We start from the raw sequence: 23,411 nt of genomic DNA on the forward strand, positions 1-23,411 counted from the left end.
AAAGAATACAGTTTTTCCAGTTCCTCACGAGCTAAGCGCAAAGAAGAGAGCAGATCTAAAAGCTCGGTTGTTTTGATGGCGGATTCCGGAGTTTCTGAGGCATTTAATTTCGCCATATCCGCGGATTTAACGCCCCCGGCTTCTAATCCTGCGCGGCTTGTACCTCCTTCTGGTTTTCTTGATAGCATATTTAAGAGTTAGATTTTAGGATGAAATTAAAAAATTACAATTCCCAAGGATAAAAATTTTTCACTTTATTTTTTTCACCTTTTAAACCGACAAAACAATAATCACGATTTTTATATTTTTTCATAAAATATTTCATATTTGCATCCTTAAAACTTTCAAAATTTATTTTAACTTCCACAGGAACAATATCATCTTTTTTTCTTAAAATAAAATCAATTTCTTTTTTATCTCTAGTGCGCCAAAAATAAATATTATTTCTTCCGTATTTTTTTACCAACTCCCCAAAAATGCTTGTCTCAAAAACCGAACCGATAATTTCCTTCTGTAATTCTTTAAGCCACAAAATTTGCATCAAACCGGAATCATAAAAAAATATCTTTGGCGTCTTAAAGAGTTCACTCCGAATATTTCTGTTAAATGGCCGCACCAATTTTATAATATAAGTATTCTCCAATATGAACAAATATTTTTCCACAGTTTGTTTGGAAATCTTGCAAGTATTGGACAATTCGGCAATATTCAATAATTGACCGCTTTGTGCAGACAACACTTCAATCAATTTATTAAATTTCTCCACATCTTTAATTTGCGCCAAATCTCTGATGTCTTTTCTAATATAGGTATCCGCAATTTGTTGTAAATACTTTGCTTTCATATCCACTTCCTCAGCAAGAACTACTTTAGGATAACCCCCGTATAAAACATAAGCGGCATAAAAGGATTTTAATTCGCTTATTTTTTTTTCAGTAAACGTTAATTTTTTTTCAAAATGATAATTTTTAAAAAGCAAAAACTCTTCAAATGATAAATTGAATATCTCAAAATTTACTGTTCGCCCAACCAAAGAATCCCTAAACTTATTTTTAATCTCAAAACTGGATGAACCGGAAACAATTAACTTGATGTTTTGATGATGATCAGCTATTATTTTTAGGAATTCGGAAGGATTATTCAAATATTGTATTTCATCTATAAAAACAAAAATTTTTTTAAGACTGTCGGACCAAAAGCCTTCTTCTTTTAAATAAGAAACAAAATCATCCACCCCGGCATCCAATATTCTTGCCAGACGAGAATCTTCCAAATCAATATAACAAGGACGGTATCCTTGATTTTTCAAATAATCTTTAAGCCAATATAAAATATGGGTTTTTCCAACTTGTCGCGCCCCGTGCAAAACTAAAATATCATTAGTTTTCAAATATTTTATTATTTCGTCAGCTATTTGCCGTTTAAATATCCTTTGATTCATACTAAAAGTTTTTAATGGATTTGTCTATATATTAAATCATACATAAAGTAAAGTCAAGTTTAATTTATGTATGATTTAAAACAAACGGAAGCAGGGCGGACAAATCCCTTTGTGGGCAAACCAATACGCTGGTTTGCGCTGGTTGTATTAGCCCAAATTTTTTAAAAAAAGATTTCAAATATCCAAGAATTTAAGAAACAAGCATCCAGTCCGCCCTAAACGGAGAGAGAGACGCCCAAATGGCTGTGCGCGAGGCCGGGTTCCCAGCTGCTCAAGTCCGCGCCACCCGCGCCACAGTTGCCAACGCTCACCAATTTGCCACCGGCGGATCGCTTAGCAGACCAGTGATATGAATTATTGTATAAACGATTGCCTGAAGTCCTAAAAACTGTAAAAAATTGGTAAATAATTTCCAACGGCTCCGGGCGATTTCGGGAATTAACCGCCAGATTGGATAATTGCTCGGCCGCGCCCCGCCAATCACCATTGTTAATAAGAGTTTGTATTTGTTCCAGTCTGGCGTCAGAACATTCGGCTGAATCTTCAGCGCTTAACAAATTATGCTCCTGCAAAAATCCGCGCAAAAATTTGGTTTGGGCAATATAATCTTTGGCGGAAGAATTTGGCAGGGATCCACGGTGGACTAATTTCCAAGACATCGGGAATGGTGTATTGGCCCAAGACTCATTTTCCCACCATTTGGAGGCGGTTAATTTGCCCTGATTTCTTTCTTGCATATCCGGTTCAACTTTTTCTCTAAGATTTTTTAAATTCAAAGGAGTACCATCAGCAAAACTATCCACTTCTAAAACCAAAAACCATTCACTTCTTAATCCTTCCCTGCCCAATTGATTAAAAAATTCTGCCAACTCTGTTAATTTTTGTTGTAAAAGTGTTTCTGCTTGTCTTTGTCTTTCCGGAGTAAAATTCATTAAGTGCCTTCCATTCTCCAAAGTAAAAGCTCTATCCACTTCTTCTATTCCAATAAAATATTCACCAAATAATTCGCGACATTCTGTTGCCAGCTGTTCATAATCCCCGCTAAGTTCAAGATTAACCGGAATTATTTCTCTTGGAGGCTGATTTTCTTGCTCCGCGCCACCTTCGGATTGTATTCCTTGTGGTTTTTCTTCTTCCGCTACTACCGGCGGCTTAATTTCTATGGACATTTTTCCAATTATTTTTTCTGATTTATCCAAGACCTTAAAGACCTCGGAAATAAGCTGATCGATTTCTTCTTTGGAATAAACAATATCCACCAAACTCGTGGCCGGCCTGCCACTTTGTTTTAAATGTTCCTGCGCACCAAGATAAATTTCGTTAAACAATTTAAGCCAAGTCTTGGGATTGCCTAAATGCAAATTTCCTGTGCTATCAAAAAATTCCGACCGCAAAGATTGGTGATTGCCCGGCAAAGAAAAAATTATTTTTAAAGCCTCTTTGGCCATTTGTTGTTTGCGCAAAGAAATTTTTTCCGCAGGATTAGCCATACCAATTGCTTCCCAAGCAGCTTCGGAAGCAACATCTTCTCTTTCCAAAATCTTGCCGGCTGTCTTAGGTTTATCAATTTTTGGTTTCTTAGCCGATTCTTCAATTGCTGCTAAAAGTTCACTGCGTATTTTTTGCCATAAATCATAAAAAGGATGCAAAACATCGGCTAATTTCTGATCAACCTCTTTCCAAGAGGCTACTTTAGAATCAGTGCCCAATGTTTTCTGCCATTCTTTTTTTAAATCAGAGGAGGAAAAAATCTTTTTTTCCGCCTGACCTATTTTTTTATACGATATTTCCATGTCTTTAGCCCACGCTTCTGCTTTTTCTTTAATATCCGCTGCCAAATCCGCAGTTAATGGCAAACCACCCGCTGTTTCTTCTTCTTCCAAAACGCGGGAAAGGTGCTTAACGTCGGGGGCATATTTTTCCACTCTTGGCGGAACCGGCTGGCTTTCATATTTTGGTTTAAGGATGGGTGATCCGGAGAAAGAATACAGTTTTTCCAGTTCCTCACGAGCTAAGCGCAAAGAAGAGAGCAGATCTAAAAGCTCGGTTGTTTTGATGGCGGATTCCGGAGTTTCTTGTTTTAATAACCCTGTTTCCGTCTCCTCGGGCTTTGCTCCTTCGTGTAATCTACTAGACATATTTTAGAATAATTTTAAATTTTTATAGGTTTATTTTAGCACAATTTAAGCAAAAAGTCAAGTTTTTTTAACTTTTAATTTACTTCTTACTCTTGTCTATAATAACAATTTCCGGTTTTCGTTTGCTTCTGACAAAACCCTTATTGATTACCGCGCGTTTAGCAAAACCGGCTCTGGTTCCTCCAACCGGGCCATGAATTTCTTTATGTTTTATTTTGGCTCTCCTCTCCCCTTTTATAATAAATCCCTTCAGCGGCTTAGACATATGCTAAATCCCGCCAACCAGCAAATTAAAAAGCCAAGAAATGATCGGCTGAATCAATTCAAAAGCAAAAAAAATAAAAAACAATAAAATAAAAAAACCGTTGCGTTCTAAAAAAAAGCGCAGGCGGTAATATCTGTCCGGCAAAAGGGCAAATAAAATTTTAGATCCGTCCAACGGTGGAATCGGCACTAAATTAAAAACTGCCAGTAAAATGTTGGCATAAACAATAATGGCAAATAGAGAAGTTAAAATACTTGCGTAAGAACTGGCAGAAACCACCAAGGGGTTAGTTCCGGGAGCTACAATTCTAATAAAAAACGCAAAAATTCCCGCCACTAATAAATTAGAGATCGGCCCAGCCGCTCCCACTAAAGCAGGTCCCCATTTAGGATTTTTTAAATTATAAGGGTTATAGGGAACAGGCTTGGCATAGGCAAAAATAAAGGAGCCGCCGGAAATTACATACAAAAAAATAGGCAGAATGATGGTTCCCCAGCGGTCTATATGCGCCATTGGGTTTAAAGTTAAACGTCCGGCATATTTAGCCGTAGGATCGCCCAAAATAAAAGCCGCATAACCATGGGCAAATTCGTGAATAATAGAGGAAGGCACAATCACTAAAAAGAAGAAAATTAAAGAAAGCAAATCCATATTCTAAATAATTAACTTGACAATTTATTTAAATTCCTTTATTCTATATTCATTATTATAAATTCTATATTCTAAAACATTTTATGTCCAGAAGATGTGAAAAATGCGGTCGCGGCCCAACAGCCGGCGCTACCCGCAGCCACTCTAATATTAAAAGCAAGCGCCGCGTGCAAATCAATTTGCAATCTAAAAAAATTGATGGCAAAAAGACTAAAATCTGCACTAGCTGTATGAGGACTCTTGCCAAAGTTAAAAAATAGATTTTTGCACTAAATATTCTGTATTGCCAAAATCGCGATAACGGCTTGGATCACCTAAAGTGACTACATAGTAAATCCGGCCGTTTTTTTGTATAACCATAGCCAAACAATTTTTGGCCTCATCTAAGTAGCCGGTTTTGCTGCTTAAAATAGAAAAATCAGTCTTGCCAATTAAAGAATTGGTATGTTTAATATGATGATGAACAACTTTTCCAGTTTTGCCAATTACGTCAAAATTGTAAGTAGTTGTATCTAAAACCTCACGCAACTCTGAATATTGATAAACTTCTGCCAAAATTTTAGCTTGATCGGCAGAGGTGGAAACATTTTTAGGAGAAATGCCACTAGGGTCAACATAAATGGTATTTTCCATGCCCAATCTTTGCGCTTTGGCATTCATTTTAACCACAAAATCTTTTAAAGAAAGATTAGTTGCGTCAACAAGCATTCGTGGCGGTTCATTAACCGAAGCCACTAACATGCCATAAAGCAAGTCCTTTACTTTAACAACATCTCCTTTTTTGAATTTTAAATAATTGGCGTAGACGTAATGATCATTAGGATTATAAACAATTGTTTCATCCCATTCTTTAACGCGATTTTCCATAAAAACCAAGGCGGTCATCAGTTTGGTTAAAGAGGCAATAGGCACGGCCTTGACGGATTCTTTGCTTTTTAAACATTTTCCTTCTTCATTGGCCAAAAAATAAGTGGAGATTTTGGCCGGATTAAATTTAACGGAAACTTTTTTTGCCGGCTGTTTGACAGCGGCTTCAACTGGGGAATTTAAACCAAAAAAACCACAAGAAAAAAGCAAAAAGAAAAGAAAAAAAGAAATTTTTAATTTACAATGAGACATATTTTAAGTTGGTCGGGCTGCGGAGAGTCGAACTCCGAACTCACCCTCCTGGGCTACGCGGCCTACGGCATCGCTTCGCCCGTTTCGCCAGCTAAAAGGCAAAGCAGTTTGCCTTTTAGCTTTGACTCAACCCCCGCGGGTGTATATTATAAAAAATCGGGCTAGGCGGACTCGAACCGCCGACCTCACCCACCCCAAGGGTGTGCGCTAGCCAACTGCGCTATAGCCCGAAAATGGTAAAAATTGGGTTTTAAAAGTCCCGCAAAAATAGCCTCGTCAAATACTTCCTGCATTACAGGTGGGTGCCCGCAAGACTAAATTCTGAACGAATCAGCAACTTAGCCCAATAAAGGCTCCCAAAGTATTTTGTTGTAGAGGTATTGTGTCCGAGGCAAGCGGGACATCTTTATTTTAACATTTAATGGATTTTTGTCAAAAAAAGCGCCCGTGTTTTCACGAGCGCAAGTTACATAAATAACTTACCTACTTTTTTTCCCCAGTTTCTTACCATTTTCCTGGCGCATCAGTCTCCAAATAAGCCAGTTATAAAAAACCAAAAGACATTCCAGGGAGGCACGAATAGTTTCGGTACCGTAGCAAAACACACCCTTGTCCATCGTTTGCCCAGCACTATTTTCTCCACCCTTGCCTTTACCATTACCATTCTCTCTAAGTTCTGCCTTAAACTTCATGATAACCTGAACCAAATTGGAGTTGGTTGAACCCAAGGAGTGCACCACGTAAGAGCTTACTGATGAGCTGCTAATGACTTTTTCCCAAGCCGGAAAAATCTGTACCAGAGCCTGCCTGATACCACCCTCCAAAAGATCCACGATGCCAAGCGAAACCTCCTCGCCTGTAAAGGATCGCGCCTGCAAAAAATTTTGAGGCTTTACTTCAAGTAAAAAACTCTTACTGGCAGTAATAGTGGCCTCATATTCACCAATCTTAACCAAAAGCGTAACTTGAACACTATGGGTTTTGTCTTCTCCCCCGGCATCGCCCATGGCGCCAATATTATACCTCACTGTCAAAGACGGCACGTCCCCAGTAGCCAAGACTTCCTTTAATTCTTGAAGCATCGGACCGGCAATGAGATAAGTTGCTTTTCTTTCCATTCTCCCCTCCTAACTGTTAAAGCGGCGGAATAGAGCATTACACAACTATGAAATACTCTATTCCGCCGTTTTTTTTGATAAAGAACCTATTAAAATTATTCCAAAATTCCATCTAAATTTACATCGTACAAAATCTGTTCACTAATTAAACGATAATTAATCAATTCCTCTTTTTTAAACCAGTGTTTTATTTCCATTTCCGCTTCTTCTACTGATCCGGAGGCATGAATCAAATTGCGCACGGCGCGGCCGTCAACATCAGACATTTGATAAGAATCCAAAACATAGTCGCCGCGAATTGTACCCACATCAGAAGTTAAAGGTTCCGTACCCCCAACCAATTTACGAACAATCTTAACCACATGCGCACCCTTCCAAACCATAGCCACCACCGGGCCGCTGGCCATATATTTTTTTAAGTTGGCTAAAATTTTAGCGGTAATTTCTAATGGATCTTCTGAAGGAGGAATCAAACCTTTATCTTTATAACCTTTGATGGTTTTTTCACCGGTCACGCGGCGCCAGTTAGGATCCAAAGTATAATGCTGTTCAACCATTTCCGAAGTAGGTACAAACATTTTCATAGCGCTTAATTTTAAACCAACTTGTTCAAAACGCTTGACAATTTCTCCAATTAAAGAACGTTGGATAGCGTCCGGTTTAATAATTACCAAGGTTTGTTCTTCTTTATGATGAGACATATTTTAAAATAATGATTAATTTGAATATTATCTTAATCGATTTTTTAGATTTTGGCAAGGCACGGCTTCCTGCGTGACAAACATGGCTTCTTTACTAGCTTCTATTTTTAATTTCCTCTACCACTTTTTCTACAAAATCTTTTTTACTCATTTTCATTTGATCCTCTTGCCCGCGCAGACGAATTGTCCATTCCTCCCCTTCCAATTCTCTGCCACCAACTACCACAATATAAGGAACCTTTTCTTCTACGGCTTTGCGCACGCGATTGCCTACTGTTTCATCAGCATTGTCAACTTCAACTCTAAGGCCGCTAGATTTTAATTCTTTAGCTAAGACAGTAGCGCCTTCAATAAATTTACTAGATACTGTCACTAGTTGAATTTGTACTGGCGATAACCACACTGGCCATATGCCGGCAAAATGTTCTATAAGAAAAGCCATAAACCGCTCATGAGTGGAAAGAGGCGCGCGATGAATCACAAACACTTCATTATTTTCTCTACCATTTTCATCAATATATTTTAGTCCAAACCTTTCACGCGCCAAAAAATCTAACTGCACGGTGGACATTGTTTCTTCGCGTCCAATTATGGATTTAAACTGCACGTCAACTTTTGGTCCGTAAAAAGCCGCCTCATCGTCTGCCTCCACAAATTTTACATCCATCTCTTGTAAAACTTCACGAATAATTTTTTGTGAATATTCCCAGTTCTCTGGTTCATTAATATATTTTTCCAAATGATCCGGACTCCATTTAGAAAGACGAAACCAATAATTTTCCAATTTGAAAATTTTGAAATAATTAATGATCATTTCCAAAACGCCTTTAAATTCCTGTTTGATTTGATCCTTGCGGCAATACATGTGCGCGTCATTCATAGCTAAACAACGCACGCGCAGTAGTCCGGCCAAAGTTCCGGACAATTCGTTACGATAACACTCGCCATATTCGGCAATACGCAGAGGCAAATCACGATAACTGTGCAAATTATGGTTATAAATGATGTGATGGTGCGGGCAGTTCATGGCTTTCATGTAATAAGTGCCGTCATCCATTACCATAGGCGGATACATACTATCTTTGTAATACGGCAAATGGCCGGATTTGAGATACATTTCTTCTTTGGCCAAGTGCGGAGTACGCACACGAACATAGCCGCCTTTAGTTTCTTCCTCAAAAGCCAACTTTTCTATTTCATTTCTGATGATTGTGCCCTTAGGAAGCCACATTACCAGACCCTTGCCCACTAAGTCATCAAAGAAAAATAATTCCTGTTCAGCACCAATTTTGCGGTGATCTCTTTTTTCCGCCTCTTCCAACATATGTAAATAATTTTCCAGTTCTTCTTTTGAAGAAAAGCAGACTCCATAAATTCTTTGCAGTTGCGGATTTTCATTTTTACCACGCCAATAAGCACCAGCCAGACGTACTAATTTTAAACCGTCTGAATTTATTTCTTTAGTTGATTTTAAATGCGGTCCCCGGCATAAATCTATAAAGTCCCCAGTTTGGTAAAGAGAAACGGAGTCTACCGCAGACCCGGCTAATCCGACTTCTTGCAATTCTTCACCACTCATTTTAGTAGTGCCGCGTTCTTTCAAATCTTTTAACAATTCCACTTTATATATTTGTCCTTTGGATTCAAATAATTTTATCGCCTCATCAATCGGCATTTCTTTTCTTTCATATTTTAAATTGGCCTTGATCAGTTCTTTGGCCTTGTCTTCTATTTTTTGCAATTCTTCCTCACCAATATTTTGCGGAAAATCTATATCATAATAAAAACCATTTTCCACTACCGGTCCGACACCGAATTTTGAGCCAGGATATAAATTTTCCACGGCCGCGGCAATTAAATGGGCGGCGCTATGACGCATAATTTTTAATTGTTCCTGTTGCATATATTTAAAATTATTTTTTAAGTTTTTGTTTTTTAAGCCACTCTTCTTTTAAAATACTCATCACCACTTGATCGCGAAATTTTTTACCAAACCTGTCCCATTCGGCTTTTCTTAAAATACCCTCCACTTTAAATCCCGCTTTTTTATAGGCGGCCACGCCCTTGGCAAATTCTGCCGAAACAGCCAATTCCAATCTGTTGTATTTTAATTTTCTAAAAAAATAATCGGCTAAAATTTTAATAGCTTCTTGCCCGTAGCCTTTACCCCAAGCGCTTTTTTCACCAATTAAGATCCAGATTTCTCCCGATTTGTGATAGCTATTCATTTCTAATCCCACTGCGCCTATCGAATTTTTATTTTCATCTAAAATAATATAATGTAGTTCATCCCAACCGTATTTTTTAACAAAATCCAAATCAAAAATTTCATCTTTTAAAGAATAGCCAAAGCCTTCATGATCCACATAACGCATCACCTCTTTATTTTTTAACCAAGGAATTAAAAAATACGCGGTCTGTTTTGTTTCAGGTATTAAAGTAACGCGAGGGCTTTTTAATTTTATAGTGGTCATAATAAATATATTTTTAAACAAAAACCCGATACTCCCAAAATAAGAATATCGGGGTCAAAACTTTTAAGGTTTAGACGGTTCCACCCGAAATTTAACTTTTATCTGAATTTGCATGCCTTACCTTTAAAGGGCGGAAGTGGTACCATATTCGCCTTTTAGCAAACTGGGCTGGTTTCCGCATTGGCTCATCTTAGAATACCATTTTGCCTAAAAAAGGTCAACAAGTCCAAATCAAAAAAAATAAATAAAAAATAAAATTGACTTTTTTAGCTAATTTTGTTAGTGTGTCAATACAATTTAAGGAGGTTCAAAATGACAACGAGGGGATCCTTTCTTACAGATCGCGAAGGCATGATTCGCGACTTGAGGATTGTTATCAGTGGTACCAGAAGAAACTACTGGCGTTTCTTGCTTCATGGCAAATGGAGCCTTTGGCGCGGTGAAGCCAAAATCCTCAGACATTACAAAAATCGCTTGAAGGAAACCCTCAAAAACTGGTGATCATTTGCCCTTTGTTTCCAACAACTACACCGAGCGGTGTAGTTTTTTTATTTCCTCTTATAAATCCTCCACGTTTCTTAAAAACTCCCCGGCCTTGGGTTTCGCCCGCTGCCGGCCGAATGACTTTGTCGCCCCTGGCATGCCACGCGTAACTGCTTTTTTTACAAATGCCGGCGCATCTTCATCTTCTAACTGTATTGTCGGCAACTCATCTTCAAACTCCCCAAACCCACTCTGAATTTTCTTTTCTATCAATTCGTCTTTAATCTCTTCCAAAAACGGCGAGGGTTGATTGTAATTCATTTTACTGCCGGTTAAAGGATAAGTGATAAACAAATTATGTTTGGCGCGTGTGATACCCACATAAAATAGACGCCGCTCCTCTTCCTCTCCCCCATCTTCTTTTAATGCCCGTTCATTGGGAAAACAACCGTTGGCCAAATTTATTAAAAAAACCGAGTCCCACTCCAAACCTTTGGACTGATGAATAGTTGATAAAATTAAACGGTCACGATTATCATCTTTTTTCTTGCTGTAAGATTCATCCAGTGCAATCTCCGCCAAAAAATTATTCAAACTCTTATGATTCTTGGCATAAAAAGATAATTGTCTGATATCATCCAACCTGTCCTCAGCATTTTCATATCGTTCTTTTAAATAATCGGCGTAGACAGAATCCACCACCTCTGAAATTATTTCACCTGGATTGTCTTTTCTTTTTTTATCCAAAATTTTAGCGATGCTGGAAAAATCATCCCAGCCCCTCTGAGCACTCTTGGCTAATTTTTCCCTCACACCACCCAAAAACATTTGACTAAAATCCGTGGCCTTACTAGCCTCGGCAATAATGGCCTTGGCAGTTTCATGCCCAATGCCCTGGAAAATTTCTAGCACCCTAAACCAAGCAATTTGGTCCTTGCCATTATTCACCAAACGGAGTAGAGACAGCACATCTTTAATGTGTGCACGCTCAAAAAATTTCAAACCGCCACGCATTTCATAAGGTATACCTAACTTGGCCAACTCTATTTCCAACATCTGCGCATGAAAGGCCGCCCTAAACAACACCGCAATGTTTTGCAATTTATTGCCAGCCGAGGCCAGTTTAATAACTTTTTTGCTGATAAACTCCGCCTCGGTGTAAGGATTATTAACGGTAATAAGTTGCGGCGAACTAGCTGGTTTTAATTTACTTTGCAAATCTTTAAGAAATTGCTTTTTGTTTTGCGAAATTACATTGTTGGCCAAATCCAAAATATTAGGAGTGGATCGATAATTAATTACCAAGCGATGAATTTGGGCCGTAGGAAAAGTTTTGGGAAAATCTAAAATATTATTGATGTCGGCCGCGCGAAAAGAATAAATAGATTGCGCATCGTCCCCCACCACCAATAAATTATTGTGAGCCGAGGCTAATTTTTTTACTACCGCCGCCTGCAAACGATTAGTGTCCTGATATTCATCAATTAAAACATAATGAAATTGTTCCGCAATTTTTTTTAAAACATCGGGGTTGCCTAAAATTTCTAGCCAATATACCAATAAATCATCAAAATCCATTACATTGGATTCTTTTTTCTTTTTTTGATACAGGGCGCAAACTTCTTTAATACTTTCTTCCAAACGCAAAAAATGAGGATACTTTGTTTCTATAACATCACTGATAGGCATTAAAGAATTGCGGCTAAAAGAAAACAAACCGTGAAGCACGTTAACCGAGGGGAACCTTTTGCCACCGTCTAAATGCAAATCTTTGATGCAAGATTTCATTAAAGTTTGTGAATCATCGGCATCCAAAACCGTAAAATTGGCTTTATAACCAATGATTTCCGCAAAATGCCGCAAAATCCTGTTGGCAATGGCGTGAAAAGTTCCGCCCCAAAGTTTCTCTGGTTTTTTGCCGGTTAAACTTTCCACACGAGAAAGCATTTCTTTGGCGGCCTTGTTGGTAAAAGTTAAAAGCAAAATATTTTCCGGCTTGATGCCTTTTTCTAACAGATAAGCCACGCGATAAGTAATAGTACGAGTTTTGCCGCTTCCCGCTCCAGCCAAAACCAAACAATACCCCTCGCCATTTTCTACCACGGTGAGTTGTTCCTTGTTGAGTTCTTTTTGAAAATTGATCATAGTAGTTTAAACATTCTATCAGAAAAGATGCGGGTAGTCTAAAACATAGCAAAAAATAATAAAAAAGCCTTGTCAACAAAGGCTTTTTTAAGCTAATTTTATTCCACCACAATCATGGCCTTCCTACCAGTCAAAACATCACCGCTTTTTACCCAATCATGAATGGCATTATAGAGATCATCAAATTTGTAAGTAAAATTTTCACCCAGAGTATTAGTACCCGGATCATTAGTAATAAATTTACCATCTTTGGTATATCCTTTTACAACCAGCATATGGTACAGGGGACCCCCATTGCTAAAATACGGATTGGGTAATAATTTTCCAGCCGCCGGCACAATTACCGGCTGATCACTCGCCAACGTCTGTTTTATATCATCAAGAGTAATATCATATTTTACCACCGCATTTAGCCCGTAAATTGCTTTTATAAATTGTACGGTTTCTTCTGCTGTGGTGTCTTCAAAAAAACCAAAATTTATATTTTCCCAATCCACAATTTTTTGCAACTCGTCTTCCATTTGCCCTCGAGTATACACCTTTACGCTAGTATAAAAACCGTTTATCATTACCGCAGAGGCCTCTTCGCAAGTTTCTTCATGCAACGCGTCCCAATTTTTAAAAGGAGCTTGGGAAACAAAAGGCACAGCCAGATTTATTTCCATCGGCAAAACATTTTCTTGTAAGGAATCCTGGACGGAAGAAGAGGCGGTAGACGGCGGCGGAGTTATAATAATATCTGTCTGAAGATTAGCGGGAATTGGTGATTGTTTTTGAGTTTCTTCTTTCTGGTTAACAGAACTGGCCGCGGAATTCTTGACTGCTTCTATTTTGATTGGAGAAAACTCCTGCGCCGGCGGCAAAGTACTCTTTCTATACCACAAATCAAACCAACCGCGTATTGCAACACGATTAGCAAAAATCAAATATCCGCCGATTAAAATGATCGCGAGGAGAATAATTAAAAATATTTTCTTTGTCTTTTTTTTACTTAACACACTTCATCGCTTTTAAAATCAGATCCGGAGTTGGATTAATTTTAACTCCGGACAAAGCATCACTCACTGTTTTATCACCCAATTCTTTGCGTAAACAATCTTGCTGATCTTTGGATAAAGAATTAAATGCCACACCTACATCGCCTTTATTGGCTTGAATTTTTTGAATAACATCAGCCACACTTCCCGCTTGATTAAAAACATTAGAAATATTCTGCAAACTATTGGTGCCGCCAAGCATTGCCCAAGGCTTTACTTTAAGAAAAGTAAACATAGCAAAAAGGAGTATAGCACCAATCACAATCCAAATAACAAAATAGACAATACCCAAAAGATGAAAGATAAAACGCATAAAATATTAGTTAAGAATAAATTATTGGTTATCCATATATTTTTCTAGCTGCAGACTTACGCTCTCGTCGGCGAAAAATATATGGACAACCGTTTTTACTTGTTTCTATTTTTATTTTACTCCATTTGCCAAATTAAGACAAAAAATGATAGATTATATGAACAAATATGTCAAACTTTTTTGAAATTAAATACAAGTCTAAAAAATCCCAGGCACGGCTAGGTGTGATTCATACTGACCACGGCGATGTGGAAACTCCTGATTTTATGGCCGTGGGAACGCAAGCCTCTGTTAAAACTTTGGACCCGCGCGATTTAAACGAAGCTGGCGCTCAAATTATTTTGGGCAATGCTTATCATTTGCACTTACGTCCTGGCGAAAATTTAATCAAAAAAATGGGCGGCCTAGCGCGGTTTATGAATTGGGATAAACCCACTCTTACTGATAGCGGCGGCTTTCAAGTTTTTTCTTTGGATAAAGAATTTGAAGTACGCGGGGCTAAAGACAATCAAAATTTAAAAGGAAAATCTTTGGTCAAAATTTCTGAAGATGGCGTGGCCTTTAGAAGTTATATTGACGGCAGTTGGCATATTTTTACTCCAGAATCGGCCATAGAAATTCAACACAAACTCGGCGCTGATATTATTATGGCCTTTGATCAATGCACCAAAGATGATGCGCCCAAACAGGAAAGCTTGGAGGCGATGGAGAGAACCCATCGTTGGGCCAAACAATGCTTGGAATATCATCAAAAACAAAAACCTCTGCATAATTACAAACAGCGGCTCTTTGGAATTATCCAAGGAGGACAATTTAAAGATTTGCGCATTAAAAGTGCCAAATTCATCACTTCTCTTCCCTTTGATGGTATTGCCATTGGTGGGGAATCCATTGGTTATAACATGAAAGCTACGGAGAAAATTATGGGCTGGCTAAATCCGCTATTGCCAGAAGACAAACCGCGCTACACCATGGGCGTGGGTTTTGCACCTTCGGACTTATTTGCCGTGGTAGAGATGGGCATTGATATGTTTGATTGTGTAGCGCCCACCAGACTAGCTAGAAATGGTGCCCTATATATTTCACCTAAAACCGGCGGCGGCAAAAAAAATAAATACAGAATAAATATCAATAATGCGGAATTTACAGAAGACGCTGAGCCAATAGATCCCTGGTGTGATTGCAAAGTCTGCCGTGGGTTTGATGGAAAAAACTTTTTTAGCAGGAGCTATCTGCACCATTTATTTAAAACCGATGAAATAGAGGGTCTGCGTTTGGCCAGTATCCACAACGTCCGTTTTATGTTAAAAGTGATGGAGAAAATCCGCACGGCCATCGCTGATGATAAATTTGAAAAGTTGAAGAAGGAGTGGGTGAAATAATAATTAAACTTAAATGCCCCTTAGCGGGGCATTTAAAAACTTTTTTATAAAATCAGCATCGCGTCACCGAAAGAAAAAAACTTATATTCTTTTTTTACAGTTTCCTCATAGGCGGCCAAAATTTTTTCCCGACCAGATAGAGCGCTCACCAGCATTAAAAGGGTTGATTTGGGCAAATGAAAATTTGTTATCAGTCCGTCAATAATTTTAAATTTAAATCCGGGAGTTATAAAAATGTTGATGTCGCCGGAAAATTGTTTTAACTCCCCCAGCGCCTGCACCACACCTTCCAAAGTTCTGGCCGTAGTAGTGCCCACGGCAATCACGCGCCTATTTTCTTTTTTGGCTTGATTGATTGCGGAGGCAGTGGCCGTGCTAACCTCTACCCATTCGCTATGCATTTTATGATCTTCTACTTTTTCTGTTTTCACCGGCAAAAAAGTTCCCAGCCCCACGTGCAAGGTCACAAACTCCACTTGTATTCCCATTTTTTCGATTTTCTCCAAAATCTCAGGCGTGAAATGAAAACCGGCTGTTGGTGCAGCCACTGATCCTATTTCTTTGGCATAAACAGTTTGATAATCACTGGCATCTTGCGGCTCAGTTTTAATGTATGGCGGGATAGGCACATGTCCAATTTTTTCAGCAATTTGTAAAACATCATTTTTTGTTTTATTAAATTTGGCCACCGCCGGGCCATCAACTGGCTTAGCTACTATAATACATTCTAAATTTTCTTCAAAGTTGACTTGTGATCCTATTTGCAATTTTTTTCCGGGCTTTAATAATACTTCCCAATTGTTTTCATCTAGGGGGCGCAGTAAAAAAATTTCCGCCGCAGCTTCTTTATTAGTAATTGTTCCTAATAATCTAGCTTTAAAAACTTTAGTGTCATTAAAAACCAAAACGTCACCGGCTTTTAAAAATTTAGGCAAGTCAAAAAAATGTAGATGTTCCAGAGGTTGATTATCTTGATGCAAAATTAAAAGTCGCGCGTGATCGCGCGGTTTAATTGGCTCTTGGGCAATCAGCTCTTGTGGAAGATGATAATCAAAATCAGAAAGTAACATACTAATAAAAAGATTTTGGTCTTTTATTTTTCGCCGACGCAGCGACAAGTCTGCAACAAAAAAAATTTTAAGAACAGTGTTTAATCTATCGTAAATACTTAATTTTATTTAAATTATGCTCATCCAAATTCTTGGCATAATGCATTTCATCATCCGTGCCGCTTAAAAAATACCAATAATTATTAGACAAAGGATAAATCGCCGCTTCAATGGATTCTATTCCCGGATTATTAATTGGACCGACAGGCAAACCTTTATTCTTATAGGTATTAAAAGGCGAAGGCACTTCTTGTTCTTTAAGAGAGATAGAGGGCTTCTTCCCTCCGGTCACATAATTAACAGTGGAATCAAGTTGCAAAGGCATGGCATTAGAAAAACGCCGCCAGATAATATCCGCCACCAATTGGCGATCTTCCTTATATCTAGCCTCAGCCTCAACTAAAGAAGCCACGGTAATAATTTGATCCAAACTTTTACCTTGACGTCTAATCTCCTGTTGCATTTCTGACGGAATCTTTTTTTCAAAATTATTCAACATCATATTTACCAAAGATTCCAAGGGATAATTTTTATTAAAAATATAAGTGTCGGGAAACAAATATCCTTCTAAGCTTTCCAAAGACAAATCCTGTAAAAATTTTCTTTGATTGATTATTTGTTCAACTGGCAAAGCCTCCGCCTTTAAACGATAATCTTTAATTAAAATAGAAGGATAAAAGGCTACCTCCCCAACTAAATTTTTAAATTCTGGGTCGTCTTTTTTTAACAAACCTTGTTCAATTAAATAATCTTGATAATCGCGCAAAGTCCAACCTTCAATAAAGGTCAATTTTATAGTAGCTTTTTCTTTAGCTACTTTGGCCTGTTCAACTCTTTGTCTACCTCTTAACCAAAAACCAAACAAACCAATAGCCACAACAACAATTAAAATTAAAAAAACCGACTTAATTTTTTTCATAAATATTTTTCCAAACCTTTCTGTTCGATTTCTTCCAATAATTTTTTAACTTCTTGCGCGCGGGATTTGGGGCAAACCAAAACTGCGTCCTCGGTGTCAACCACCACCACGTCTTTTATGCCTACCGTGGCTAAAATTCTTTCCTTATGCCCATACAACAAACAACCTTCTGTATCCTGATGTACCACCTGTCCCTTAACCACGTTCCCCTTTTCATCCGCCCCATCTTTTAATTGCTCGTGTAAAACATCCCAGGCGCCTACGTCGCTCCAACCAAAATCGCCCTTAATGATTAAAGCCTTCTTCTTATCAATTTTTTCTGTCACGGCATAATCAAAAGATATTTTGGGTAATTGATTATAAATTTGCGCTATTTGTTTATTATTTTTTTTCTCTAATGCCAACTTGATTTTTTCCAAACCCTGACTAATTTCCAATGTATACTTTTGCAGAGCTTCTAAAAACAAACGCGGCGTCCACATATAATAATTGCCGTGCCACAAATAATTTCCACTGGCTAAATATTTAGCGGCAATTTTAGCGTTGGGCTTCTCCGTGTGTCCGACAAAATTATAAACCTCCACACCACTAATTGTTTTATGCTTAGAACCAATTTTAGTGTATCCTAAAACCGTGCTAGGGAAAGTAGCGGCAATGCCGATATCCACCAGCTTGCCGGTTTCTTTAATCAACTTTTCGCCAATTTTAAAACACTCCAAATATTTAGGCACATTGGCTATAAAATGATCCGAGGGCACAAAAACTATTGGCTCATCGGGATTTTGTAAAAATAATTTAAGAGCGGCAAAACCCATAGCCGGTGCAGTATCGCGCCTAGAAGGTTCTGCAATAAACTGGGTGGCAGAAATTTTAGGGAAGATCTTTTTTAGATGCGGCAAAAGATCGGCCGTAGTGGAAATGAAAATCTTCTTGGCTCCGTAAATTTTGGTAAACCTGTCATAGGTTTCCTTAATTAAAGGCTTTTTGCCAATGATGGGAAAAAATTGTTTGGGATTATTTTGTCTGCCCAGGGGCCAGAGTCTTTTGCCCACTCCGCCTGATAAAATAACTATGTTCATATTTTTAATGCTTTAATTTTATCTCAAAAAAAGTCTTTTGGCAAATATTTTTAATTAAAATTAAGATTAAAATGAGATTGACAAAACGATAAAAATGTGCTAAGATATATTTATCTTTTAAAATAAAATTATGAGTTCAAGACCCAAAGGAGAGGTGGATCTGTCTTTAATGCAAGGCCAAGCGACAAAAGAAACACCCGAAGCCAGATTAAAAAGAGAGATGCTAGAAGGCCAAGTAGAATTGGCTTTATATAAATTCGCCAAAAAATTTAATGAAGGAACCAGCGGCGTAGTTTTTAAAATTGATCTAAACAACATTCCTGAACTGTCCGGCCTTAAGGATGCCATAGAAAAAGAAGGTCAAAATATTGAAGGCGCGCAAGCCATCAAAATAGTTAAAATTTATATTCCCGGCGCAGGCCGTAGAGAGTTTGAAATGCAAACCCGCGCCTGGGAAATTTTTTCCAAGGCTAAAGACAAAACCGGACTGGCTAAAGTAGCCAGACCCCTTAAATTTTTTGATATTCCAGTTGATGAAGAAACTAAGAAAAAACTTAGAGAAAGCGGCGTTACCGGAATAAATAACAGGGTGGAAGTTATTATTATGGATTATATCCCGGGTACAGATTTAGCCACTCTGCTGTATCGCGAAGCAATAAGACGCGATAATCGCTTTGCTCACCTAAGACAAGAAGTTGACGAACTGCCATTTGATGTTTTGCAAAAAGAAATTTCTCAAGAACTTTTTTATGCACCCAAAAGCAAAGCACGCGACGCGACGCAAAAACAAATAGACGCCGAAACAGTTTGGAATCAAAATGCTCAAATCCTTTATAATTTATTGCACCATAAAAGTTTTGTATTGAACCCCCAAGTTTTAAGCCAAATAGAAAAAACTATAAAACTTTTTCACAACAACGGCTTCTGTTTTCGCGACGGACACCAACGTAATTTTTTAATTGAAGGAGATTTAGAAGGTGGGCCAGGCAAACAAGAACCGCGCGTCACTTTGATTGATTTTGGTTCCTCCACAACCTTTGAAGGCGAATTCAGCGAGGAACTTTACCAAGACGGCGGAAAAAGATATTATGACGATTTGGCTGTGGTAAGGGATTTAACGCCTTTGTGCACCTCTCGCCAAGAGGAATTAAACCAAGAATCTCAAAGATTGGGACAATCCCTAATCGCCAACAAAGAGAGACTAAAATCCAGAAAAGAATATTTGATTTTTCTTGAGCAAACAAAAGAAAAAGTTAAGACGCAAGGCATGGCGAGTTCATTTGATCATCTTTGGGCTAAATTGTCTGGCTTACCCTTACCTCCCTTTGAATATATTTCCGCCACAATTTTAGAACTGATTGACCAAGGAGCAATTACCTTACAAGAAGCCAAAGATTATCTGGTGCCACTAATTACCAAAGACCCAAAAACAAAAAAAACTCGTTTAAAAATTTCCGGAGGCGTTAGCATAGAAAACAAAATCAGGTCGTTTATAAAAATACTAGAAAACTACTAAGGTTGGGAGAAATTAAAAAAAGAAGCGCTATTGAATTGACTCAATAGCGCTTTTTGCGACACACTTTAATCTTCCAGAATACTGGCGGGAGTTTCCAAAACTGCTTCACTCCCCTCTAGTTCCCACCGCAGACGTTTTTCATCTTTCGTCAGCTTTACTTTTACTCCCCTTTTTTTCATCACCTTCTTCAGAAACAGCAGGTTGTCAGCCCCTTCGTGCCAGGGACCGGCCCTGGAATGTCCTTCTTTTTTAGGTTTTCTAATGGTCGCCATATCTGCCCCCTTGTTTTTCTTTTTTATCTCTTTTTTATAAGAGATTGCTTATCTTAATATAGAACCATTTTTTTGTCAAGAAAGGCCGTTCTTTCTTAAATAATTAACCGGTAAATAATTAAGCTTGTCAACATTCCCAACAAAGCACCGGCTAAAACATCAAAAGGATAATGCACACCCACAAAAACCCTGCCCCAGGCCACTAAAATAGCTAAAACAAACATTAAAATTCCCCAGGGTTTATTAAAACAAAAAACCGCAGTAGCCAAGGCAAAAGCAATTGTTGCGTGGGAAGAAGGAAAAGATTTATGAGAAAAAGAAGTGGCGATAAGCTGATGTAAATCGGCAAAACCCACAAAAGGTCTGGCGCGACCATAACCAAAACCAACCAAAGCGCTTAAAAAATAAGAACCGGCACCCGAAGCTAATAAAACAAATAGATATTTTAAACGGTTAAGGCTTTTGGGAACATAGAAAAAAACCCCTAAAGCCAGAGCGGCCATTAACCAAATTAAAAAAACCGCGCAAAAAATTCCAAAATAATCCAGCCAGGGAAAATGCAAGGATATTTTGTTAATAGAACGCATTAATTTATAATCTAATTGTCTAAGATAGTTCATAAAAGTAATAGATCCTTCTCTCTCGCCAAATGGCGGAGGCCGTGATTATTTTCGCTAATTAGTGGGATCATTTTTGACAATGCGGACAATAAACAGAGGTACGTCCGCCTATTTTTAATTTTACCAAATTATTCCCGCAGAGTTTACATTTTTCACCCGCGCGGCCATACACCATTAAATAAGGAACAAAACCACCTTCACGGCCGTAGACATCCACATAATTTTCCACTGAAGTCCCTCTTTTACCTAAAGATTTTTTTAAAACTTTTAAAATTGCCAAAAATAATTTTTTAATTTCTTGATTAGACAGAGAACCGGCCGGTTTTTGTGGTCTCACACCGGCATAAAAACAGGCTTCATCAGAATAAATATTACCCAATCCGGCAATGAGCTCCTGAGCCATTAACAATTGCTTGATTTTCATTTTGGACCGACTTAAAATTACAGTTGTAAAATTTTCTAAAATGAAATCTTTAGTAAAAGGCTCTATGCCATAAGAGGCTTTTACCTCCTCTACTTCTTTTTCATCGGCAATTTTTAAATAACCAAATTTCCTGACATCATTAAAAAATAAATGGGAGTGGTCGGTAAAGGTAAAAATAACATGACTAAATTTGTTGGGCAATTCCTGCAAGTTCTGCACAATAGGATGACCGCCCACCGCCCCTATTTTTCCATCCTGGGCGCGATAGACAAGCTGGCCGGTCATTTTTAAATGCACCAACATTTTTAAACCACCCGATAATTCAAAAATCAAAAGCTTGGCGCGGCGGGAAATTTTTTTTATTTTCCGTCCAACCAAAACTTTAGAAAAATTACCGGGCTGAACCATTTTTTTAAACCGTACTTCAACAGCGGCAATTTTTTTTCCAACAATCAATTTGGTTAAATCTTGACGGATTGTTTCTACTTCGGGAAGTTCCGGCATATTTTAAATAAGTGGCCGGCTAGTCATTTCCGGCGGAATATCAATTCCTAAAATTTTTAAAACCGTAGGTGCTACATCACTAAGTAAACCCACCGGCTGAATCAAACTTAAATCACCTTCTAGTGCATCTTGCCCCATCCCCTGCTGACCTTCCCATTCTTTGCCAATAATCAAAAGAGGTACAGGATTGGTGCTATGCTCCTTGTCAATTTGCCCGGTTTTAAAATTGATCAATTCCTCGGCATTACCATGATCCGCCGTAATTATTAAAGCTCCATTTTTAGCTAAAACCGCGTCGGCAATCTGACCCAAGCATTTATCAATCGTTTCCAAACCTTTAATAGTAGCTTTCATATCTCCCGTATGTCCCACCATATCGGCATTGGCAAAATTTAAGGCGATAAAATTATATTTATTAGTTTCAACGCTCTGCAAAACTTTTTTGGTAATTTCTCCGGCCGACATTTCCGGCTTTTCGGCAAAGCTCTGCACACTGGGGGAAGGAACTATCTGCCTGTCTTCACCGGAAAAAGGGTCTTCAATAAGACCATTAAGAAAAAAGGTTATATGGGCGTACTTTTCCGTCTCCGCCACATGAAATTGTTTTAACCCGGCACCCGCAATTACTTCGGCCAAACAATTTTTAACAATCTGTGGCTGATAAACCACGCGTACCGGCAGATCTTTTTCAAATTCCGCCATGGTGGAAAAATAAAGATTGGGGGAATAATGGCGCTGAAATTTTTCAAAACCGGGCAAAACAAAAGCCTTGGTTAACTGCCTGGCACGATCGGCCCGAAAATTAAAAAAAATCACCGCGTCTTTTTCACCGACTGTGGCTACTGGTTTATTTTTTTCGTGAATGGCCACCGGGACAAACTGTTCATCATAAACTTCCGCCTTGTAAGAATCTTCAATAGCCTGCAAAGGATCGGTATAAAATTTATCGCTTTGGCTTTCGGCAATGGCGTGATAAGCTTTTTCCACTCTATCCCAATGATTGTCTCTGTCCATAGCGTAAAAACGGCCAGAAAGGGAAGCAATCTTGCCAATTTTATATTTAGCCATTTGCTCTTGCAATTTTTTCACCGCTTGAAGACCGCCGTTAAAAAGAGCATCACGACCATCTAAAATTATATGAATAAAAACTTTATCAACTTTTTCTTTAAGAGCCATTTGCAAAAGAGCAAACCCGTGTTCTTCCGAAGAATGAACATTACCGGCGCTAAACAAACCTAAAAGATGCAGGGCGGATTTATTTTTTTTAACCTGGTCAAAAGCGCCTTTTAGGGCTTCGTTTTTAAAAAAGACTCCTTCGCGAATTTCTTTATCTATGCGCAGTAGTGTTTGATAATACACGCGGCCGGCGCCGATGTTTAAATGACCAACCTCGGAGTTGCCCATTTGCCCCCATTGTAAACCCACTTCATTTCCGGCGGCAGTAATAGTCATGGCCGGATAATTTTTAATGAATTTTTTAAAATTAGGAAGATTGGCTTGCGTTATGGCGTTGCCTTCTCCTGGCGGCGCCACACCCCAGCCATCTAAAATTGCCAACACAACTGGACTGATTTTTGGTTTAATCATAGTACTTAAAATTTTATCATTTTAGGAGCCTTTTGGCAATTTCGCAAATTAAAAAAATCCCCATAGACAGAAGTTCATCTGCTATGGGGTAAGGTTACTTACGCAAGGGTTAAA

Annotated in this window: 22 protein-coding genes, 1 tRNA gene and 1 pseudogene; 3 read left to right on the forward strand and 21 right to left on the reverse strand. The window is 38.3% G+C overall.

Annotated elements, in window-relative coordinates:
* The 5 genes and pseudogenes from A2294_01475 to A2294_01495 all read right to left on the reverse strand — a co-directional run bounded on the left by A2294_01475 (position 1) and on the right by A2294_01495 (position 4,495).
* Positions 1-188 (reverse strand): annotated as a pseudogene (locus tag A2294_01475) (hypothetical protein).
* Positions 189-223: 35 nt separating this feature from the next.
* Positions 224-1,441, reverse strand: coding sequence for a hypothetical protein (locus A2294_01480; GenBank protein ID OGH85044.1), 1,218 nt, complete (start codon positions 1,439-1,441; stop codon positions 224-226).
* A gap of 215 nt (positions 1,442-1,656) precedes the next feature.
* The gene (locus tag A2294_01485; GenBank protein OGH85045.1) at positions 1,657-3,579 is read right to left on the reverse strand and encodes a hypothetical protein; all 1,923 of its coding nucleotides are present in this window, start codon (positions 3,577-3,579) and stop codon (positions 1,657-1,659) included.
* Positions 3,580-3,658: 79 nt separating this feature from the next.
* A complete protein-coding gene (locus A2294_01490) occupies positions 3,659-3,844 on the reverse strand; it encodes a hypothetical protein (protein ID OGH85046.1) in 186 nt (61 codons plus the stop codon).
* A gap of 3 nt (positions 3,845-3,847) precedes the next feature.
* Positions 3,848-4,495 carry a hypothetical protein gene (locus A2294_01495; GenBank protein OGH85047.1) on the reverse strand — a complete coding sequence of 216 codons (648 nt, stop codon included), beginning with the start codon at positions 4,493-4,495 and terminating at the stop codon, positions 3,848-3,850.
* Between the two features lie 83 nt (positions 4,496-4,578).
* On the opposite strand from A2294_01495, the gene A2294_01500 reads away from it, so the two are divergent.
* Positions 4,579-4,755, forward strand: a complete 177-nt coding sequence (locus A2294_01500) for a 50S ribosomal protein L28 (protein OGH85048.1) — start codon at positions 4,579-4,581, stop codon at positions 4,753-4,755.
* Here the strand turns inward: A2294_01500 and A2294_01505 are convergent.
* The 9 genes from A2294_01505 to A2294_01545 form a co-directional block, all read right to left on the reverse strand.
* Complete coding sequence (locus A2294_01505; protein OGH85049.1) at positions 4,745-5,614, reverse strand: hypothetical protein; 870 nt, start codon at positions 5,612-5,614, stop codon at positions 4,745-4,747. The genes A2294_01500 and A2294_01505 overlap by 11 nt on opposite strands.
* 156 nt (positions 5,615-5,770) lie before the next feature.
* Positions 5,771-5,844 (reverse strand) — tRNA-Pro (locus tag A2294_01510).
* A gap of 249 nt (positions 5,845-6,093) precedes the next feature.
* Positions 6,094-6,732, reverse strand: a complete 639-nt coding sequence (locus A2294_01515) for a hypothetical protein (protein OGH85050.1) — start codon at positions 6,730-6,732, stop codon at positions 6,094-6,096.
* Positions 6,733-6,827: 95 nt separating this feature from the next.
* Positions 6,828-7,433 carry a hypothetical protein gene (locus A2294_01520; GenBank protein OGH85051.1) on the reverse strand — a complete coding sequence of 202 codons (606 nt, stop codon included), beginning with the start codon at positions 7,431-7,433 and terminating at the stop codon, positions 6,828-6,830.
* A gap of 94 nt (positions 7,434-7,527) precedes the next feature.
* On the reverse strand, positions 7,528-9,336 hold the full coding sequence (locus A2294_01525; protein ID OGH85052.1) for a threonine--tRNA ligase: 1,809 nt from the start codon (positions 9,334-9,336) through the stop codon (positions 7,528-7,530).
* Between the two features lie 10 nt (positions 9,337-9,346).
* On the reverse strand, positions 9,347-9,907 hold the full coding sequence (locus tag A2294_01530) for a hypothetical protein (GenBank protein OGH85053.1): 561 nt from the start codon (positions 9,905-9,907) through the stop codon (positions 9,347-9,349).
* Between the two features lie 558 nt (positions 9,908-10,465).
* On the reverse strand, positions 10,466-12,535 hold the full coding sequence (locus tag A2294_01535; protein OGH85054.1) for a hypothetical protein: 2,070 nt from the start codon (positions 12,533-12,535) through the stop codon (positions 10,466-10,468).
* 98 nt (positions 12,536-12,633) lie between these two features.
* The gene (locus tag A2294_01540; GenBank protein ID OGH85055.1) at positions 12,634-13,533 is read right to left on the reverse strand and encodes a hypothetical protein; all 900 of its coding nucleotides are present in this window, start codon (positions 13,531-13,533) and stop codon (positions 12,634-12,636) included.
* Positions 13,523-13,885 (reverse strand): hypothetical protein, encoded by a 363-nt coding sequence (locus tag A2294_01545; GenBank protein OGH85056.1) that lies wholly within the window; start codon positions 13,883-13,885, stop codon positions 13,523-13,525. Before A2294_01545 ends, A2294_01540 begins: the two co-directional genes overlap by 11 nt.
* Before the next feature lie 167 nt (positions 13,886-14,052).
* Between A2294_01545 and A2294_01550 the strand changes: the two genes are divergently transcribed.
* Complete coding sequence (locus tag A2294_01550; protein OGH85057.1) at positions 14,053-15,267, forward strand: tRNA guanosine(34) transglycosylase Tgt; 1,215 nt, start codon at positions 14,053-14,055, stop codon at positions 15,265-15,267.
* A gap of 44 nt (positions 15,268-15,311) precedes the next feature.
* Here the strand turns inward: A2294_01550 and A2294_01555 are convergent, their stop codons facing one another.
* From A2294_01555 to A2294_01565, 3 genes are all read right to left on the reverse strand, one after another.
* Positions 15,312-16,337: a tRNA preQ1(34) S-adenosylmethionine ribosyltransferase-isomerase QueA gene (locus A2294_01555; GenBank protein ID OGH85058.1), complete on the reverse strand. Its 1,026-nt coding sequence runs from the start codon at positions 16,335-16,337 to the stop codon at positions 15,312-15,314.
* An 85-nt stretch (positions 16,338-16,422) separates the two neighbouring features.
* Positions 16,423-17,295 (reverse strand): hypothetical protein, encoded by an 873-nt coding sequence (locus tag A2294_01560; GenBank protein OGH85059.1) that lies wholly within the window; start codon positions 17,293-17,295, stop codon positions 16,423-16,425.
* Positions 17,292-18,374, reverse strand: coding sequence for a hypothetical protein (locus A2294_01565; GenBank protein ID OGH85060.1), 1,083 nt, complete (start codon positions 18,372-18,374; stop codon positions 17,292-17,294). The genes A2294_01560 and A2294_01565 overlap by 4 nt, the downstream gene beginning before the upstream one ends.
* 130 nt (positions 18,375-18,504) lie before the next feature.
* Between A2294_01565 and A2294_01570 the strand changes: the two genes are divergently transcribed.
* A complete protein-coding gene (locus tag A2294_01570; GenBank protein ID OGH85061.1) occupies positions 18,505-19,890 on the forward strand; it encodes a hypothetical protein in 1,386 nt (461 codons plus the stop codon).
* Positions 19,891-19,955: 65 nt separating this feature from the next.
* Here A2294_01570 and A2294_01575 read toward each other — a convergent pair whose 3' ends face one another.
* The 4 genes from A2294_01575 to A2294_01590 all read right to left on the reverse strand — a co-directional run bounded on the left by A2294_01575 (position 19,956) and on the right by A2294_01590 (position 23,297).
* Positions 19,956-20,162, reverse strand: a complete 207-nt coding sequence (locus A2294_01575) for a hypothetical protein (GenBank protein ID OGH85062.1) — start codon at positions 20,160-20,162, stop codon at positions 19,956-19,958.
* Positions 20,163-20,257: 95 nt separating this feature from the next.
* Positions 20,258-20,749, reverse strand: a complete 492-nt coding sequence (locus A2294_01580; protein ID OGH85063.1) for a hypothetical protein — start codon at positions 20,747-20,749, stop codon at positions 20,258-20,260.
* 100 nt (positions 20,750-20,849) lie between these two features.
* Positions 20,850-21,710: a DNA-formamidopyrimidine glycosylase gene (locus A2294_01585; protein ID OGH85064.1), complete on the reverse strand. Its 861-nt coding sequence runs from the start codon at positions 21,708-21,710 to the stop codon at positions 20,850-20,852.
* 3 nt (positions 21,711-21,713) lie between these two features.
* The gene (locus A2294_01590) at positions 21,714-23,297 is read right to left on the reverse strand and encodes a phosphoglycerate mutase (2,3-diphosphoglycerate-independent) (protein OGH85065.1); all 1,584 of its coding nucleotides are present in this window, start codon (positions 23,295-23,297) and stop codon (positions 21,714-21,716) included.
* Between the last annotated feature and the right edge of the window lie 114 nt (positions 23,298-23,411).

This window comes from Candidatus Magasanikbacteria bacterium RIFOXYB2_FULL_38_10, from assembly GCA_001783145.1.
Lineage (GTDB): Bacteria > Patescibacteriota > Patescibacteriia > Magasanikbacterales > UBA10003 > GWC2-40-17.

Coding starts and splice junctions, on each gene's coding strand:
- A2294_01570 (OGH85061.1), top strand. CDS start 18,505: ATGAGTTCAAGACCCAAAGGAGAGGTGGATCTGTCTTTAATGCAAGGC.
- A2294_01530 (OGH85053.1), bottom strand. CDS start 9,907: ATGACCACTATAAAATTAAAAAGCCCTCGCGTTACTTTAATACCTGAA.
- A2294_01520 (OGH85051.1), bottom strand. CDS start 7,433: ATGTCTCATCATAAAGAAGAACAAACCTTGGTAATTATTAAACCGGAC.
- A2294_01560 (OGH85059.1), bottom strand. CDS start 17,295: ATGAAAAAAATTAAGTCGGTTTTTTTAATTTTAATTGTTGTTGTGGCT.
- A2294_01565 (OGH85060.1), bottom strand. CDS start 18,374: ATGAACATAGTTATTTTATCAGGCGGAGTGGGCAAAAGACTCTGGCCC.
- A2294_01535 (OGH85054.1), bottom strand. CDS start 12,535: ATGATCAATTTTCAAAAAGAACTCAACAAGGAACAACTCACCGTGGTA.
- A2294_01555 (OGH85058.1), bottom strand. CDS start 16,337: ATGTTACTTTCTGATTTTGATTATCATCTTCCACAAGAGCTGATTGCC.
- A2294_01485 (OGH85045.1), bottom strand. CDS start 3,579: ATGTCTAGTAGATTACACGAAGGAGCAAAGCCCGAGGAGACGGAAACA.
- A2294_01545 (OGH85056.1), bottom strand. CDS start 13,885: ATGCGTTTTATCTTTCATCTTTTGGGTATTGTCTATTTTGTTATTTGG.
- A2294_01495 (OGH85047.1), bottom strand. CDS start 4,495: ATGGATTTGCTTTCTTTAATTTTCTTCTTTTTAGTGATTGTGCCTTCC.
- A2294_01590 (OGH85065.1), bottom strand. CDS start 23,297: ATGATTAAACCAAAAATCAGTCCAGTTGTGTTGGCAATTTTAGATGGC.
- A2294_01500 (OGH85048.1), top strand. CDS start 4,579: ATGTCCAGAAGATGTGAAAAATGCGGTCGCGGCCCAACAGCCGGCGCT.
- A2294_01505 (OGH85049.1), bottom strand. CDS start 5,614: ATGTCTCATTGTAAATTAAAAATTTCTTTTTTTCTTTTCTTTTTGCTT.
- A2294_01575 (OGH85062.1), bottom strand. CDS start 20,162: ATGGCGACCATTAGAAAACCTAAAAAAGAAGGACATTCCAGGGCCGGT.
- A2294_01490 (OGH85046.1), bottom strand. CDS start 3,844: ATGTCTAAGCCGCTGAAGGGATTTATTATAAAAGGGGAGAGGAGAGCC.
- A2294_01580 (OGH85063.1), bottom strand. CDS start 20,749: ATGCGTTCTATTAACAAAATATCCTTGCATTTTCCCTGGCTGGATTAT.
- A2294_01585 (OGH85064.1), bottom strand. CDS start 21,710: ATGCCGGAACTTCCCGAAGTAGAAACAATCCGTCAAGATTTAACCAAA.
- A2294_01515 (OGH85050.1), bottom strand. CDS start 6,732: ATGGAAAGAAAAGCAACTTATCTCATTGCCGGTCCGATGCTTCAAGAA.
- A2294_01525 (OGH85052.1), bottom strand. CDS start 9,336: ATGCAACAGGAACAATTAAAAATTATGCGTCATAGCGCCGCCCATTTA.
- A2294_01550 (OGH85057.1), top strand. CDS start 14,053: ATGTCAAACTTTTTTGAAATTAAATACAAGTCTAAAAAATCCCAGGCA.
- A2294_01480 (OGH85044.1), bottom strand. CDS start 1,441: ATGAATCAAAGGATATTTAAACGGCAAATAGCTGACGAAATAATAAAA.